The organism is Kitasatospora sp. HUAS MG31 (assembly GCF_040571325.1).
GTDB lineage: Bacteria > Actinomycetota > Actinomycetes > Streptomycetales > Streptomycetaceae > Kitasatospora > Kitasatospora camelliae.
On sequence record NZ_CP159872.1, the window covers coordinates 6877720 to 6893109 of the forward strand.

Annotated in this window: 16 protein-coding genes; 9 read left to right on the top strand and 7 right to left on the bottom strand. The window is 76.5% G+C overall.

All coding sequences use genetic code 11. The features are described from left to right. Positions 1–6 precede the first annotated feature (6 nt). Positions 7–438, top strand: a complete 432-nt coding sequence (locus tag ABWK59_RS30950; protein ID WP_354643963.1) for a hypothetical protein — start codon at positions 7–9, stop codon at positions 436–438. Between the two features lie 95 nt (positions 439–533). Next, positions 534–956, top strand: coding sequence for a gamma-glutamylcyclotransferase family protein (locus tag ABWK59_RS30955; RefSeq protein WP_354643964.1), 423 nt, complete (start codon positions 534–536; stop codon positions 954–956). An 8-nt stretch (positions 957–964) separates the two neighbouring features. Here the strand turns inward: ABWK59_RS30955 and ABWK59_RS30960 are convergent, their stop codons facing one another. Together ABWK59_RS30960 and ABWK59_RS30965 are read right to left on the bottom strand one after the other, a co-directional pair. After that, entirely contained in the window at positions 965–2305 is a 1341-nt protein-coding gene (locus tag ABWK59_RS30960; RefSeq protein WP_354643965.1) for a DUF2252 domain-containing protein, read from the bottom strand. 54 nt (positions 2306–2359) lie between these two features. After that, positions 2360–3226, bottom strand: coding sequence for a M20/M25/M40 family metallo-hydrolase (locus ABWK59_RS30965; protein ID WP_354643966.1), 867 nt, complete (start codon positions 3224–3226; stop codon positions 2360–2362). Between the two features lie 182 nt (positions 3227–3408). Between ABWK59_RS30965 and ABWK59_RS30970 the strand changes: the two genes are divergently transcribed. Next, positions 3409–4203 carry an Fpg/Nei family DNA glycosylase gene (locus ABWK59_RS30970; RefSeq protein WP_354643967.1) on the top strand — a complete coding sequence of 265 codons (795 nt, stop codon included), beginning with the start codon at positions 3409–3411 and terminating at the stop codon, positions 4201–4203. 223 nt (positions 4204–4426) lie between these two features. Here the strand turns inward: ABWK59_RS30970 and ABWK59_RS30975 are convergent, their stop codons facing one another. Further along, positions 4427–5059, bottom strand: a complete 633-nt coding sequence (locus tag ABWK59_RS30975; protein ID WP_354643968.1) for a uridine kinase — start codon at positions 5057–5059, stop codon at positions 4427–4429. A gap of 117 nt (positions 5060–5176) precedes the next feature. On the opposite strand from ABWK59_RS30975, the gene ABWK59_RS30980 reads away from it, so the two are divergent. The 5 genes from ABWK59_RS30980 to ABWK59_RS31000 all read left to right on the top strand — a co-directional run bounded on the left by ABWK59_RS30980 (position 5177) and on the right by ABWK59_RS31000 (position 9571). Further along, on the top strand, positions 5177–5683 hold the full coding sequence (locus ABWK59_RS30980; protein WP_354643969.1) for an HD domain-containing protein: 507 nt from the start codon (positions 5177–5179) through the stop codon (positions 5681–5683). A gap of 166 nt (positions 5684–5849) precedes the next feature. After that, positions 5850–6011: a hypothetical protein gene (locus ABWK59_RS30985; RefSeq protein WP_354643970.1), complete on the top strand. Its 162-nt coding sequence runs from the start codon at positions 5850–5852 to the stop codon at positions 6009–6011. Next, a complete protein-coding gene (locus ABWK59_RS30990; RefSeq protein ID WP_354643971.1) occupies positions 6008–6313 on the top strand; it encodes a dsRBD fold-containing protein in 306 nt (101 codons plus the stop codon). The genes ABWK59_RS30985 and ABWK59_RS30990 overlap by 4 nt, the downstream gene beginning before the upstream one ends. A gap of 177 nt (positions 6314–6490) precedes the next feature. After that, positions 6491–8266: a serine/threonine-protein kinase gene (locus tag ABWK59_RS30995; RefSeq protein ID WP_354643972.1), complete on the top strand. Its 1776-nt coding sequence runs from the start codon at positions 6491–6493 to the stop codon at positions 8264–8266. 15 nt (positions 8267–8281) lie between these two features. Continuing rightward, a complete protein-coding gene (locus ABWK59_RS31000) occupies positions 8282–9571 on the top strand; it encodes a hypothetical protein (RefSeq protein ID WP_354643973.1) in 1290 nt (429 codons plus the stop codon). A gap of 82 nt (positions 9572–9653) precedes the next feature. Here the strand turns inward: ABWK59_RS31000 and ABWK59_RS31005 are convergent, their stop codons facing one another. Beyond that, the gene (locus ABWK59_RS31005; RefSeq protein ID WP_354643974.1) at positions 9654–11387 is read right to left on the bottom strand and encodes a penicillin-binding transpeptidase domain-containing protein; all 1734 of its coding nucleotides are present in this window, start codon (positions 11385–11387) and stop codon (positions 9654–9656) included. 111 nt (positions 11388–11498) lie between these two features. Beyond that, positions 11499–12806: an MFS transporter gene (locus ABWK59_RS31010; protein ID WP_354643975.1), complete on the bottom strand. Its 1308-nt coding sequence runs from the start codon at positions 12804–12806 to the stop codon at positions 11499–11501. 100 nt (positions 12807–12906) lie between these two features. Here ABWK59_RS31010 and ABWK59_RS31015 point away from each other — a divergent pair, with 100 nt between their 5' ends. Then, positions 12907–14070 carry a DUF5937 family protein gene (locus ABWK59_RS31015; protein ID WP_354643976.1) on the top strand — a complete coding sequence of 388 codons (1164 nt, stop codon included), beginning with the start codon at positions 12907–12909 and terminating at the stop codon, positions 14068–14070. A gap of 172 nt (positions 14071–14242) precedes the next feature. On the opposite strand, the gene ABWK59_RS31020 is transcribed toward ABWK59_RS31015, so the two are convergent. After that, positions 14243–15004 (bottom strand): hypothetical protein, encoded by a 762-nt coding sequence (locus tag ABWK59_RS31020; protein WP_354643977.1) that lies wholly within the window; start codon positions 15002–15004, stop codon positions 14243–14245. A gap of 95 nt (positions 15005–15099) precedes the next feature. Then, a complete protein-coding gene (locus ABWK59_RS31025; protein ID WP_354643978.1) occupies positions 15100–15381 on the bottom strand; it encodes a hypothetical protein in 282 nt (93 codons plus the stop codon). Positions 15382–15390 lie beyond the last annotated feature (9 nt).

Sequence of the window (15390 nt, forward strand, 5' to 3'; positions counted from 1 at the left end):
GGGCACATGGAGCGGCAGGTCGAAGTGGTGGAGCCCGGCGCGGGCTGGGGGCCGGCGCCGGGCCTCCCGCACCTCCCCGGACAGGCACCGCACCAGGCCTTCCAGCAGAGCCTGTGGGCCTACGCGGTCGGGCAGTTCCGGCTCGCCGCCGGCATCCGGGTCCCGCTGACCGACCTCGCCGCCCGGCTGCGCCTGACCGTCGAGCAGGGCTGGGACGACCCGGACGTCGTCGACGCCGCGATGTTCCGCATCCGGCGGGTGGACTTCGCGCTGAGCGGCCGGCACGGGGACACCGTCGGCGAGACCTGGGTGTGGATCTGGCGCACCGAGCCGGACGTCGAGGCCGCCCTCGACCTGCTGCTGGACTCCCTCGGCCTCGGCCCGGACGCCGTCTACTTCCGCGGCGACCCCGAGGTGGGCTTCACCTACTTCCCGTAGACCGCTACGTCCAGACCGCCACGTCCCCTGAACCGGGCCCGCCGGCCCTCCCGGCCGTTCCCCTTCTCCCGATTCTCCCGAGGAGCCCCCCGCCCGTGCCCGCCGCCGACCCCGACCGGCTCCCGGTCTTCGTGTACGGGACGCTCCGGCCCGGCGGGCGCAACCACCGCGCCCACCTGGCCGGGCGGACCACCGCCGTCCGGCCGGGCACCCTGCCCGGCGCGGCCCTGCACGACGGCCCGGGCTACCCCTACCTGGTCGCCTGCCCGGGCCGCAGCGTGCACGGCGAGCTGGTGACCCTCGACCCGGCCCGGTACGCCGAGGTGCTGGCCGCCCTCGACCACCTGGAGGACTGCCGGCCGGACGGCTCGGGGGAGTACGTCCGGCGCCGGCTGGAGGTCACCGGCGCCGGCGGCGAGCCGGAGCCCGCCTGGGTCTACCTCGCCGGGGCGGCGGTGGAGGCCGCGCTGCGCGAGCGCCCCGCGCTGATCGCGTCGGGGGACTGGCTGCGGCGCTGACCGGGCGGTCAGACCCCGGTCGTGGCCTCCACCCTGCCGTCCTTGATCGCGGTGAGCAGCGCGGCGTGGTCCAGCGCGGTCTGCTCGGCGTAGCGGACCGAGAAGTCCGCCACGGCCTGCTCGAAGGAGTCGGAGGTGCCGAGGTAGCCGGCGATGGCGATCCGGTCGCCGGAGCGGGCGTGGGCACGGGCCAGGGCCAGGCCGCAGAGCCGGGCGTACTGGAGCAGCAGCGGGGCGGTGATCCGCTCCATGTCCACCGCGCCCTTCCAGTCGCGCAGCTGCCGCCCGTAGAAGTGCCGGCCGAGCGGGCCCGCGGTCCAGCCGAGGAAGATGTCGCTGGCGGCCTGCATCAGACGCTGGCCGTTCACCACCCGCTGCCCGTGGTTGGGGTACGCGCTGACCGGCAGGTAGTCCTCCAGGACGGACCGGGTCGCCTCCTTGACCTGCAGGAACAGCGGCTCGCCGGAGGACAGCCCCTCCAGCAGCACGATGTAGCAGCGGGTGCCGACGCTGCCGACGCCGACCACCTTGCGGGCCAGGTCGATGAACCGGAACCGGTCCAGCAGCGCCCGGCGGTCGTCCGGGAGGGAGCCGCGGTAGTCCGAGTACACCTTGCTGACCGCCTGGCCGACCGGGACGTCCAGCGGTTGGATCAGCGGCGGGTCGGAGATGATCCGCAGCCGGCCGTCCCGGGTCTCGGTGAGCTTGGTGAACGCCTGCATGCTGGTGCGGCGGCGGGCCTTGGCGAGCCCGGCCTCCAGCCGCTCGCGCTGCTTGGGGTGCTCCACCAGCGGGATCATCTCCGCCGAGTCGATCCGCTGGTACCAGACCTCCAGCTCGCCCAGCTCGGCGAACCGGCGCATCGAGGCGCGGTAGGCGGCGGCCGAGGCGAGCGCGGTCTCCCGGGCGGCCTTCCGGCCGAAGTCCCGGTCCAGCGCGGCCACCGCCGTACTGGCCGCGAGCCGCTTGACGTCCCACTCGAACGGGCCGGGCAGGGTCTCGTCGAAGTCGTTCAGGTCGAACAGCAGCGCCCGCTCCGGCGAGCCGAACACCCCGAAGTTCAGCAGGTGCGCGTCCCCGCAGAGCTGCACGGTCAGGCCGGTGGCGGGGACGGCGGCCAGGTCGGCGGTCATCACCGCGGCCGAGCCGCGCAGGAAGGCGAACCCGGAGGCCGACATCCGCCCGTAGCGGATCGGCAGCAGCTCCTGCACCCGGTCCTCGCCCTGGCGCTCCAGCAGGGAGACCGGGTCGGGCCGGTCCGCACCCGGGATCCACTGCCCGTGCGAGGAGCGGGGCACACGCTTGCGCACGGCCCGGCCCTGGCGGTACCGCTCGGTGGGGTTCACCATCTCAGCCTCCTGGGGCGATGCTTCCGGTCTGCTTCCGGTCCGGTTCGGATCTGTTCAGCGGCGGCGGGCGGCGGCGAGTTGGCGGAGGAACAGCCCCGCCACCCGGGCCGTCCGCGCCAGCTCGGCGGGGTCGACGCCCTCCTCGGGCCCCGGATCCCCGGGGGACGGCCGGGCCAGGCCGGTCAGCAGCACCTCGGTCCCCGGGTACGTCGCCGTGAGGGCGCCGAACGCTTCGAGCACACCGTCCGGCTCGACCGGGCCCGGCGGCCGCCCGTACACCTCCTGGACGGCCTTGTCGTACGCCGTCGCCCCCCACCCGCCGGCGACGGCCGCCAGGAACGGCGGCCCAGGAGCCCGGGCCCCGGCCCGGACGGGCCCGGGTGCGGCGGCCAGCAGCACGGCCGCGTGCAGCTCGTCGGCGTGCCGGCCGACGTACTCCGCCAGCCCGCCGCCGCCCGCCTCCCGCGCGCCCTCGGCGAGGAACTTCACGCCCACCGGCAGTGCCTCGCCCAGCGCCCGCAGCACCGTCAGGTGCAGCACGGCCGCCCCCTTGCCGCCCGCCGCACCGCGCCCGTACCAGCCACCCCGGCGCTCGGTCAGCCGGAACGGCGGCCGGCTCCAGGACGCGGCGTCGGGCACCGGCGGGACGTCGTAGTGGCAGACCAGCAGGACCGTCGGCGCACCGGGCGGCGGCGGCCGGTGGCCGAGCACCGCGAAGCTGCCGTCCGCGGTCTCCGCCAGGTGCACGTCCCGCAGCCCGGCCTCGGCGAACGCCGACGCCACCCACGCCGCCGCCTGCCGGCATGCCGCCGACGGGGGCCGGTCCGGCTCGGCGACCGACGGCAGCGCCAGCAGCTCGGCCAGGTCGGCCCGGGCGCGCGGCATCAGCGCGGAGATCTCACGGACGAGCTCGTCGGTCATGACGGGGTGTGCTCCTCGCGGGGCGGGCACGGGGGCTGCCCCTCCAGCCTCGGTGTGCCGCCGCCGGCCCGCACCCCCACTCACCGGAACGGCTCAACGGGCGGACCCGGGGCGGCCACCGCCCCGGAACCGGCCCGCCCCCGGCGGGGGATGCCCGGCCACCGCCGGGGGAAGATGGACCCGTGCCCGAAGGTGACACCGTCTACCGCACCGCCGTCCAGCTGCACGAGGCCCTGGCCGGCCGGCCGCTGACCACCTTCGACCTACGCGTGCCCGCCCACGCCACCGCCGACCTGACCGGCCGGCAGGTGCTGGAGGTGGTGCCGCGCGGCAAACACCTGATGACCCGGATCGAGGGCGGCCTGACCCTCCACACCCACCTGCGGATGGACGGCCGCTGGGCGGTCTACCGCACCGGCGAACGCTGGCGCGGCGGGCCGGAGTTCCAGGTCCGCGCCGTCCTCGGCACCGAGCGGCACACCGCCGTCGGCTACCGCCTCCCGGTGGTGGAACTGCTGCACACCGCCGAGGAGGCCCGGGCGGTCGGCCACCTCGGCCCCGACCTGCTCGGCCCCGACTGGGACCCGGCGGAGGCCGCCCGCCGCCTGCTCACCGACCCCGACCGCCCGCTCGCCGCGGCCCTGCTCGACCAGCGCAACCTCGCCGGGATCGGCAACGTGTACGCCAACGAGCTGTGCTTCCTCGCCGCCGTCACCCCCTGGACCCCGGTCGGAACCGTCACCGTCCTCGACCGGCTGCTCGCCCGCGCCCACCAGCTGCTCGACGCCAACAAGCTGCGCCCCGGGCACCCCACCACCGGCACCACCGTCCCCGGCCGGGAGAACTGGGTGTACGGCCGCGCCCGCCGGCCCTGCGCCCGCTGCGGTACGACGGTCCGCTCGTCGAGCCACGCGGAGGACCGGCCGGCGTACTGGTGCCCGCGCTGCCAGCACGGGCCGGCGCCGACCGGGCGCTGAGGCCGCATCCGGACCGGGGGAGGGGTCAGCCGGTGGCGGCGGAGCCGTCGCCGCCGATGGCGTGGCCCATGATCACCAGCAGCACCCCGATCAGCAGCAGCCCGGCGACGATCAGCGCGATTCTCCCGGCACCGCCCACGACACCCTCCTCGTTCCGCAGGCAGCCTGCCCGCCGGGGGCGCGGGTCACGCCGCTCCGCGGCTCGCCGGCCGCGGCTCGCAGGTCAGCGCTCGACCAGGGCGGGCCGGCGCGGGTCGTCCACCTTCACGGTCAGGTCGGCGAGCGCGCCCGGGTCGGTCTCCTCGGCGTAGCGGGCGAACGCGGGCAGCGTCCAGTGCTCCTCCGCCGGGGTGCGGCGGGCCAGCGCCGCCCCGCCGAGCGCCAGGTGCACGGTCAGCTCGAACGGCAGCCACCGCCCGAGCAGCAGGGCGCCGTCCAGCAGCAGGACCCCGCGCGGAGGCAGCTCGGTGTACGGCGCCCGGGTCGCCCGGTCCGTGGCCGCGTCCCACAGCGAGGGCAGCACCCGGCCGGTGCCGCCCGGCTCCAGCGGGTCGAGCACCTCGCGCTGCAGGGCGCCGTCGTCCAGCCACAGATCGTGGAACGCGTCCGCGTCCTGCTTGCCGTACTCCAGCCGCACCGACGCGGGCCGCAGGAAGTCGGCGGCCGACACCCGCAGCACCGGGCGGCCGCGCAGCCGCAGCGGCTCGACCAGCGCGTCCGCCAGGTCGCCGGGCCGGGCCGCGGGGGCGCCGTCCACGGCGATCCGCAGCCGCCGCCCGTCCTCGGCGGGCAGGCCGGCGATCCGGTCGGCCAGCAGCTCGGCGAGCCGTTCGGGGGAGATCGGTGTCATCCGCACCCTGGGATCCACTCCTGTCAACAAGTCGACTATATTGCGGCCCATCTGAGGACCGTTCACCGCCGCGGCCACCGCCGCCACCGGCCACAGCGCCGGTCAATCATCGGAGGGCCCGCCTTGCCCCGTCTCACACTCACCGAGGTCGACGCCCTCGCCGCCCGCGCGCACGCCGGCCAGGTGGACAAGATCGGCGTCCCGTACGTGGAGCACGTCCGGGCCGTGGCCGCCGCCCTGGCGCCGTTCGGCACCGGTCTGCAGATGGCCGGGCTGCTGCACGACGTCCTGGAGGACACCGAGCTGACCGCGGAGGACCTGCTGCGCGCGGGCGTCCCCTCGGCCGTGGTGGCGACCGTCCGGGCGGTCACCAAGGCGCCCGGCGCCGACTACACCGCCATGCTCCACGCGATCACCGCCGACCACTCCGCCACCCTCCTCAAGATCGCCGACAACGCCCACAACTCCCGCCCCGACCGCGCCGCCCGCCTCGCCGAGGAGCAGCGCCACCGCCTCGCCGAGCGCTACCGCGCCGCCCGGGCCGTCCTGTGGCCCGCCGCGAGCCCCGCCGACGTCCGCGCCATCGTGGCGACCGCCAACCCCGCGCTGCTCGCCGAGCTCGCCGAGTAGGCCCGCCGCCACCGTCCCCGCCACCGTCCCCGCGGCCGGGCGAGCCCACCCGATGGCCCCGCGTGCCCGGCGGGAGCACGCTGGAGGCAGGAACGCGTCCGGCCGGTCGCGTATGCCGTCACGGCAGCAGCGTCCGCGCCGCCCGCCCGAGCACTTGGAGCCGGCGATGTCCGACATGCACGACAGGTTCAGTGACACGGCCGAGGAGACGCTCGACGTTCGCGCGGCCGACCCGGAGGAAGGCGTCACCTCCTACCAGACCGCCCACGCGCAGGAGGAGTCCCAGGCCGAGGGCGACCGCGACGAGATGACGGACGAAGCCCGGTGAGCGGCGCCACGGCGGGCGGCGGCATGGCCGGATCCGCACCCCACACCAGCGAGTGGCAGCTGAGGCTGACCGTCACCGAGGACGGCGACCTCACTCAGGCCCACGCCGTCCTGGACACCGGTACGGGCCTGCTGCAGGCCGACGCCGAGGCCCGGCGCAGCGCGCACGACCCGCAGGACGCCGCGATCGGCGACGAGCTGGCCGTCGGCCGCGCCCTGCTCGACCTCGGGCACCGGCTGGTGCACGCGGGTTCGGTCGCCGCCGAAGCGGCCGAATCCGCGCGCCGGCGCGACGGAGAGTGACCGTACACGTCCGACCCGGACGCCACCGGGACCGGGCCCCTCACCCGACAAGTAGTGTGCGAAACAGCTGAATCGTGACCTTCGAACCCCCGCGGGCCGGAACCTCCCGGCCCGCGATAGCGTCACTCCCGGTGGCCGCGCGTCCGGTGCGGACCAGGCCCTCCCGGGGTGGACAAGGTGGAAGACGAAAGAAGCGCGAACAAGCAGGCCGGCCAGACGCCCGAGGACGCCCGCTGGCAGCTCCCCGACTACACGCACGGCCGCGAACTCGGCGCCGGCGCCGCGGGACGCGTGGTGCTCGCCAGCCACGACGCGACCGGTACCCCCGTCGCCATCAAGTACCTCAACGGCGAGAGCGCCGACCACTCCTCCTTCCGCAGCGAGGCGGAACTGCTCGGCGGCCTCAGCTCGCCGCACGTCACCCGCCTCTACGAGTACGTGGAGAGCCCGCTCGGCGCCGCCATCGTGATGGAGCTGGTCGACGGCGTCTCGCTGCGCGAGCTGCTCCAGGCCGAGGGCGCCACCTCGCCCGAGGCCGCACTCACCGTGCTCAAGGGTTCGCTGCTCGGCCTCGCCGCCGCGCACGAGGCGGGCGTGGTCCACCGCGACTACAAGCCCGGCAACGTCCTGGTCACCACCGACGGCACCTCCAAGCTGGTCGACTTCGGCATCGCGGTCCGCAGCGGCGACACCGGCGACCTCGCCGGCACGCCCGCCTACATGGCCCCCGAGCAGTGGACCGGCGAGCCCGCCTCCCCGGCCTCCGACGTGTACGCCGCCACCGCCACCTTCTTCGAGTGCCTCACCGGCGCCAAGCCGTACGCCGGCACCACCCTGGTCGAGCTCGCCCTCCAGCACACCGAGGCCGCGATCCCGGACGAGGAGGCCCCCGAGGCGCTGCGCCCGCTGATCCGCTCGGGCCTCGCCAAGGACCCCGGCTCGCGTCCCCGGGGCGCGGCCGCCCTGGTCGTCGAGCTGGAGGCGGTGGCCGGCGCGGCCTACGGGCCGCAGTGGGAGGAGCGCGGGCGCCGCAAGCTGGCCGCCCTGGTCGCGCTCGTCCCGTTCCTGCTGCCGCTCGGCGCGGGCGGCGGGCACGCCGTCGGCGCCACCTCGCTCGCCACCACCCACCTGCCGGGCGCCGAGTCCGGCACCGGGCAGGGCGGCGGCTGGAACGACGGATCCGGCGGATCGGGCGGGTCCGGCGGGTCGCCGAGCGGCGGCGACCGGGTGGTCCGGGCCGCGCGGTTCGGACGGCGGGCCAAGCTGATCAGCGCCGGTGCGGGCGTCGCACTGCTCGGCGGCGCGCTGGCCGGCGTCGCCGCGGCCGGCGGCAGCACCACCGACGGCGGGACCCAGGTCGCGACCCCGGAGCTCACCACCACCTTCAGCATCGGCGGACCCACGCTGACCGCCACCCCGATCGCGGACCCGAGCCCCAGCGCCTCCGGGTCGCCCTCCGCCTCGGCCTCCGCGTCCCCGTCCGCCTCGCCCTCGGCCACCTCCTCGCTGACGGCCAAGCCCTCCCCGTCCCCGACCAAGCCGGGCGCCACCCCGACCGCGACCGCCACCCTCACCCCGACCGTCGCGCCGCCCACCACCGTCACGCCGCCGCCCCCGCCGACCCTGCACGTCTACTCGGTGGGCATCGCGGACGCCCGCTGCTGGGGGAGCACCGGCATGGACGTCCAGGTCACCGTCACCTCGGACGGCGCGGCGGCCGGTACGCTCACCTTCGCCTGGCTCAGCAGTGCGAAGCCGTTCAACAGCAGCCGTCCGTCGGTGGTCTATGAGACCGTCACCGTGCCCAAGGGGCAGACCAAGGTCTCGATCCGGCGGCAGCACGCCTTCACGTCCACCTACTACGGCGTGCGGGTGAGCACCACTCCGGCGGCGGACCGCGGTCAGAACGACCACCGAGAGCTGGACTACTACACCTGCAACCCGATCCGCTGAGCCCAGGGACCGTACATGACCACCAACCAGCCCCAGCCCTCCGAAGACCCCCGGGCCCAGTCCGCCACCCCGCTCCGCCTCGGCCCCGTCCCGCATGCCGAGGCCAAGGCCAAGCTCACCGCCGCTGCGGCCGAGGCCGAACAGGCCGCCGAACCGGCCCCCGCCCCCGCCCCCGAGCCGCAGCCGGAGGTCGACGGCGGGACGTTGACGCTCGGCAAGGGTGCCGTCGTGGACCCGGAGTCGACGGTGAAGCTCGGTGCCTCGGCGCCGGTTCCGGCCGACGGCGGGACGTTGACGCTCGGCAAGGGTGCCGTCGTGGACCCGGAGTCGACGGTGAAGCTCGGTGCCTCGGCGCCGGTCCCGGCCGACGGCGGGACGTTGACCCTGGGCCAGGTGGCCGCCGACGTCGACAGCACGGTACGGCTGGCCGGGAAGAGCCCGGCCGGTGACGGAACGATCCGGCTGGGCCGGGCTGCCGCCGCGGACCCGGACTCGACCGTCCGGCTGCCCGGTGGGCAGGGTGTCGGGGCCGAGGCGTCGACGGTCCGGCTGCCCGGTGCGCAGGGTGTCGGGGCCGAGGCGTCGACCGTCCGGCTGCCCGGCTCCCGTGCGACCGGTCCCGGTGCCAGCGCCGCCGCCGGCGCCGTGGGTGCCGGTACGGCCGCCGCGGCCGCCGAGGCGGGTGCCGTCCGGGACGGTGCGACGATCGGCTTCGGCCCGTCCGAGTCCGCGTCACCCGCCGCCGAGGGCTTCGAGAGTGCGACCTTCCTCGACCCCGAGGTGTGGCCGACCAGGACCCCGGCCGAGGAGGACCTCCGCCGGTTCGGCCCCGGGGTCCCGCCGCAGGCGGCGGCCGTCTGGCACGGCTCGACCACCACGATCCAGCAGCCGATCGAGCCGCCGAAGCGCAGGCGGAAGGGCCGCTGGGTGGTGCTGCCGCTGGTGCTGGCGCTGCTCGCGGCGGGCGCGTGGTTCGGCTGGCAGCGGTTCGGCCGTCCGACCGCGGTGGCGGCGGCGACCGTGTCCAGTGACGCGGCCGGCCCGGCCTGCGACGGGACCGCGGTGATCACCGGCACCCTGGAGACCACCGGCGGCGAGGGCAACGTGACCTACCGCTGGGTCCGCAGCGACGGCACCACCTCGGAGGTGCTCACCCAGCACGTGCCGAGCGGCCACCACCGCACGGACGTCATCCTCCGCTGGACCTTCCAGGGCCAGGGCACCATGGACGCCACCGCCACCCTCGAAGTCCTCACCCCCACCGTCCGCTCCGCCTCCACCACCTTCCCCTACGACTGCCCCTGACCGCGCGAGTGGCCGCGCGCGAGCGGAAGGTGCGACGCCGCACCTTCCGCCGTACGCCGTCCGCCTGCGGCCGGGCGCACCGTCACCTCCCGTTCCCCACCCGCAGCACCTTCGCCGCCACCTGCCCCGCCGCATCGGCCCCGTGCCCCGCGCCCTCGACCTCCACCGCCACGGCGAGGTCGCCGCGGTAGGCGACGAACCAGCTGTTGGGGTTCTTCCCGTCGACCTCGGCGGTGCCGGTCTTGGCACCCACCTGCCCGCCCAGCCCGCTCATCGGCCGCCGGGCGGTACCGCTCGCGGCGGTCCTGGCCATCATGGCCCGCAGGTCGGCGGCCACTTTGGCCGGCAGCCGGCTCTGGGCGGTGGCCCGCCGGGTGCCGTCCACGAGGTACGGCTGGCGGAAGGTGCCGTTCTGGACGGTGGCCGCCACGGAGGCCATCGCCAGGGTGTTCACCTGGACGCCGCCCTGCCCGATGTACTCGGCGGCCTGCTCGTCCCGGCTGCCGGGGACGGGGATCCTGCCGTCGAAGGTGGGGACGCCGATGTGCCAGGTCAGGCCCAGGCCGAACTGCTCGCCGGCGACCTTCGCCAGGGTCCCGGGGGCGAGCCGCGCCAGCCCCTGCTCGATGAACGCGGTGTTGCAGGACCGGGCGAAGGCCTCGGCCAGGGTGTAGTCGGAGTGGTCGCCGCGCTCGTCGTTGTGCCAGACCTTCGGCGAGGTGGCGGTGTCCTTGCAGGGCGTCGCGCTGTCCGGCTCCAGCCCCGACTCCAGCAGGGCGGCGGCGCTGACCACCTTCAGGGTCGACCCGGGCGCGATCCCGCCCCCGAAGGCCCGGTTGAACCCGCCGGCCGGCGCGCTCGCGACGGCCAGGATCCGTCCGGTGCTCGGTTCGACGGCGACCAGCGATCCCGCCCGGCCGCCCGAGGTCTGCTTCGCGAGGGCCGCCTCCGCGGTCCGCTGGAGTTCCGCGTCCAGGGTGACCCGCTGCTCGGGCCCGGTCGCCTCGGTGAGCACGAACAGCGGCTCGGGCGCCTTCCCGCCGCTGGAGGTCAGCACCACGGCCCGGCCCGTCGCGCCGCCGTCCTGCCCGCCGTCGGCCTTCCCGCCCGTCACGCCCGCCAGCAGTTTCCCGGCCGGGGAGGAGGCGTCCAGCGCCGTGCCGTTCCGGTCGAGCAGCCGGCCGGGCGGCGCGGGCACCGACTGGACGGCGAGCGAGCTGCCCGTGGTCAGCTGCGGGTGGATCGCGCCCGGGGCCCAGTGCACGGCGGTCCGGCCGTCGGCGGTGCCCACCAGGCCCAGCCTCCCGTCGTACTCCCAGGCGCGGTCGGTGCCGTCGAGGAGCAGCCGGGCGTGGAAGGCGACGGCGGCCTGGCTGCCCGGCGCGGCCTGCGCCGGGTCCTGCGGGCCGGTCGCCGCGAGGGTGACCTCGCGCGGACGCAACGCCTGCTGGAAGGCGGCGAGTTGGTCCGCGGCGTTGTCCTTCCGGTCGGTCAGCGCGGCGGCCGCGGGGAGGTCGCCCCGGGCCCAGGCGTCCAGGAACTCCTTCGCCGTGGCGGCCGCGTGCTCGGCGGTCGGCGGCTTCCCGGTGGCCCTCGACGCGGCGGTCGGACCGTCCGCGGCCGGGGTGGTCCCGCCCTTGGAACCGCCCATGATCGCGTGGGCGATGTTGTAGACGCCGTACCCGCCGACCGCCACCATGGCGCCGAACACCACGGCGGCACCGATCTTCAGCGCCCGCCGTCCGGGCCTGGCGCGCGGTGCCGACGGCTCCTCCTCCCCGTCCGGCACCGGCTCGTCCTCCGCGTAGTCGATCATTCCGCCCCCTGGTGTGATGTGGTGCCGGCCGATCCTCCGCTCCCGAACGGTCGGCTGTCATGAGTATGCGTACTCAGGACGGCCGACAGGGGGTGCCTTTCCGACCGGGCGTCACACCCGTGGCGCGTACCGCCGGACGGCGACGGCCGCCAGGGCCGTGGTCCCCGCCAGGACGCCCCACAGCACCCCGGGCCCGACCACCAGCAGGGCGGTGAGTCCGGCCGGCGCCGCGGCCCGGCCGATGCCGGTGGACAGCTCCCAGCGGGCCAGCGCCCGCCCGAGCCGCTCCGGCGGCGCCGAGGCGACCACCAGGGCCGTCCCCGAGCCCGCGTAGAGGATCTCCCCGCCGGTGTACAGCACGGCCACCCCCGCCAGGGCCGCCGCCCCGGCCGTCCCGCCCAGCGCCCCGGCCGCCCAGAACCCCAGGTACGACAGCGCCAGCAGCAGGCCCGAGCCCGCCAGCACCGACCGGCGCGACCGCCGCCCGAGCCAGACCACCACCCCCACCTGGGTCCCGATCACCAGCAGCGTGTTGCCCACGAAGATCCCCGACGCCCAGGCGGGCGAGGCGTGCAGGTACGTCACCAGCAGCGCGGGCAGCGCCACTTCGAGCACGTCGAAGCAGAACGCGTACGGAAGGTTCGCCGCGCTCAGCACCCGCATCCGTCGTCCGTCCGGCCCCTCCACCCGCACTGCCGGAGCCGGACCGGCGCCGGTCCGGGGCTCCTGCGACTCCCGCTGCTCCTTCGGCTCCCGTGCCGCCCGCACCCGCAGCGACCAGACCAGCCCGCCCGCCGCCAGCGAGGCCACCGCCGTGCCCACCGCCAACGCCCGCAGCGCGCCCGTCCCCTGGGCCACCGCGACGGTGGCCAGCAGGGCGCCGGCGCCCAGCCCGGCGTTCCGCAGCGAGCGCCCGGCGGCCAGCGCCGCGTCCCGGGTCCGGCCCTCGGCCAGGGTGGCGACGATCGCGGCGTGCGTGGTGGGCCAGCTCTGGCTGCCGATCCCCATCAGCGCGGCGGCCAGCGCGAACCCCACCGGCCCGTCCACGGACAGCAGCACGGCCACACCCGCCGAGCGGGTCAGCAGCGCGACCGCACCCGCGGCACTGCGCGCGCCGTGGTCGATCCACCGTCCGGTCAGCGGGATCGCGGCCAGCCCGGCCAGCATCCCGACCGACAGCGCCAGACCCACCCGGCCGGCGTCCATGCCCAGCACGCTCACCCCGTACAGCAGCAGGAACGGCCGCAGCAGACCGCCCCCGAGCGCGTCCACCACCAGCGCCAGCGCGTACCGCCGCCCGCCCGCCACCCGGAGCAGCGCCAGGAACCCGGGCGGCCGGCCCCCGTCCGCCGCCGCGCCGCCGGTCCCGTCCGCGAGCCGTTCCCGCCCGTCCCGCTCCACCTGCTGAGTCGTCGTCATGCCGCTCACGCTGCGCCCGACCGCCCCCGCCCGGCACGTCGATTGACGATCCGCGTCAACCGGCGCGGAGGGGGCCGCCGGCCGCTGGCAGGATCGGGGCATGACCGTGACCGTGGACCTCGGCGGCCTGCCGGACGACCGGCTGCTCTTCGCCCCCTCGCCGCTCGCCGAGCTGATCGCGATGCTCCACCTGCTCGCCGAGCCGGCGCACCACCCGGGGCTGCACGGCTGGGCCACCGCCACGGCCGGGGCCCTGCCGCCGGACCTGGCCGACCGGCTGGGCGAGGCCGACTTCCTCTGGCGGTCCTCCCGCGCGGACTTCCTGGTCCCCGGCCTGCCCGGGGCGACCCTGGCCGAGGAACTGGACGCGGTGGACCGGCTGGACGACGAACGGTTCGTCGCCGCCGCGCTGATCACCACCTGCGGCTCCTCCCGGCTGACCCACCGCCGGTCCTCGCCGCTCGCCGACCCGGTGGCGCGGGAGCGGGCCCGCGAGCTGGCGCTGGCCCGCGGCCCCCGGCAGGGGGCGTTCGCCGACCGGCTGCTGACCGACCCGCCCGCCGTCCGGGCCCGGATCCGGCGGCTGCTGCTGGAGTGCGAGCAGGCGTTCTTCGCCGACGCCTGGCGCCAGGTGCTGCCCGGCCTGGCGGCCGACGCCCGCCGGAAGGCCGACCTGCTGGAGCGCCACGGCCTCGCAGCCACCCTCGCCGCGGTGTCGCCCGCCCTCGCCCTCGCCGTCGACGAGCCCGCCGACCCGAACGCCGACCCGAACGGCAATCCCGAGGCCGAACCGGGCGTCGCCGGCCCCCGCCCGCCCCACCGCCGGATCGTCATCGACAAGCTCCAGGACAACACCACCAGTGCCGTCGACGCCGGTGGCGTCACCTTCCTCCCGACCGCCTTCGGCCGCCCGCACCTCGTGGTGGTGAACGCCCCGGGCTGGCGGCCGGTGGTCCAGTACCCGGTGGCCGAGGCCGGTTTGACCGATCCGGTCCCGCTCGGCCTGGTGCAGCAGCGGCTGGAGGCCCTGGCCCACCCGGTCCGCCTCCGTCTGGTCCGCACCCTGGCCCGCGGCCCGCACACCACCGGCGAACTCGCCGACAGCTGGCAGCTCACCGCCCCCGAGGTCTCCCGCCACCTCGCCGTGCTGCGCAAGGCCGGCCTGCTGACCACCCGGCGCCGGGGCCGCTACGTCCTGTACGAGCTCGACCTCACCGCCAGCGCCCGCCTCGGCGGCGACCTCCTGGAGGCCGTACTCCGCTGAACCTGCATCAGGACGGCCGTCCGGGCGCCCTGCCGGGAGGCTCGGGCCGCGAGCCCGCGGGCCGACGGACCGGACGGGCGCCGCGCACCGGGGACCGACCCCGACCCGCCGCACCACCCGCCCGGGACCCGCCGGCCCGCGGCCCGTCACCCTCCGTTCCGACGACCGGCGGTCACCCCGACAGGTCCGTCTCCTGTTCGCTGTCCCGCCGCTGACCGGGGATCTCCTCGGCCCGTGGGCCCGCCCCGTCCTCGGCCGCCGGCACCTCAGCCGAGGCGGCCTCGACCTCCGGCCGCTCCGGGTGGGCCCCCGGGTCCGCCGTGTCCGTGCTCCCGGGCTCGGACGGGTCCGCCGCCGAGTCCGCCGCCGAGCCCATCGACGCCACCGCCCGCCGCGGCAGGTCCCGCTCGTCCGCCTGCTGCCCGAAGTACGTCACCCCGGGCCGCCCCCGCCAGGACGGGTCCGCGCACACCAGCCCCTCCGGGTAGGCCGGGTACCCGTACGACTCCACGTAGTCCGACCGCCGCCGGTAGGTGCGCCGGTAGACCCCGTCGCCGTTCGGGGAGCCGTTGTCGTTGGTGTTGCCCGCGACGACCGTGATGGTCGTGGCGGTGTAGGCGATGCACACACCGGTGTGCTCGCCGCCGGGACCGAGCGGTCCGCCCGGCTCGCCGAAGAACACCTGCGCCCCCACCGCGGGGTAGACCGACAGCCGGCCCCGCCGCTGGAACCACGCCCGCCCGGTCGAGCAGGACGAGGTGTTGGGGAAGTACGCGGCGTTCCCGCTCTCCTTCGCCACCGCGCTGACGAAGTCCGCGCACCAGCTCTCCGCGGGTCTGCCCATCTCCGCGGAGAACCGGTTGCTGTTGCCGGGCCCCTCCCGGTATCCGATCCACCTCTCGGCCCTGTCGATCATCGCTCGGGCACCAGCCATGGACGCTCCTTTCCTCGCGCCGCCGCAGACCTCCCGGCGGCCCACCCGGGGACGTTCCGCCCCCGCCGACGCGACGGCCCCCGCCGCCGCGCGGCTCAGCCCTGCGCCGGCGCCGTCGCGCCGCCGCCGGTCTTGACGGCCTCCACCATCCGCTGGTGCACCTCGCGGGCGGTGGCCTCGTCGGCCGCCGGAACCGGGCTGCCCTCGACGGTGAACCAGTCCAGCGCTCCGCTGTACTGCACCGTCAGCCGCGCCTCGCCGTCGATCCACATCGTGTGCAGCGTCAGATCGCCGGTGATGACACCGACCTCGACGGTCCGCACACCGCCGTGGCCGGCCAGAACCCCCTGCGTCGTCCAGGTCGCCCAGGTGTTCACGTATCCGCT

Bases quoted from the DNA above. Each gene is read 5' to 3' on its own strand.
- ABWK59_RS30950 (WP_354643963.1), top strand. From the start codon at position 7: ATGGAGCGGCAGGTCGAAGTGGTGGAGCCCGGCGCGGGCTGGGGGCCG.
- ABWK59_RS30960 (WP_354643965.1), bottom strand. From the start codon at position 2,305: ATGGTGAACCCCACCGAGCGGTACCGCCAGGGCCGGGCCGTGCGCAAG.
- ABWK59_RS30965 (WP_354643966.1), bottom strand. From the start codon at position 3,226: ATGACCGACGAGCTCGTCCGTGAGATCTCCGCGCTGATGCCGCGCGCC.
- ABWK59_RS30985 (WP_354643970.1), top strand. From the start codon at position 5,850: ATGTCCGACATGCACGACAGGTTCAGTGACACGGCCGAGGAGACGCTC.
- ABWK59_RS31000 (WP_354643973.1), top strand. From the start codon at position 8,282: ATGACCACCAACCAGCCCCAGCCCTCCGAAGACCCCCGGGCCCAGTCC.
- ABWK59_RS31005 (WP_354643974.1), bottom strand. From the start codon at position 11,387: ATGATCGACTACGCGGAGGACGAGCCGGTGCCGGACGGGGAGGAGGAG.
- ABWK59_RS31010 (WP_354643975.1), bottom strand. From the start codon at position 12,806: ATGACGACGACTCAGCAGGTGGAGCGGGACGGGCGGGAACGGCTCGCG.
- ABWK59_RS31015 (WP_354643976.1), top strand. From the start codon at position 12,907: ATGACCGTGACCGTGGACCTCGGCGGCCTGCCGGACGACCGGCTGCTC.
- ABWK59_RS31020 (WP_354643977.1), bottom strand. From the start codon at position 15,004: ATGGCTGGTGCCCGAGCGATGATCGACAGGGCCGAGAGGTGGATCGGA.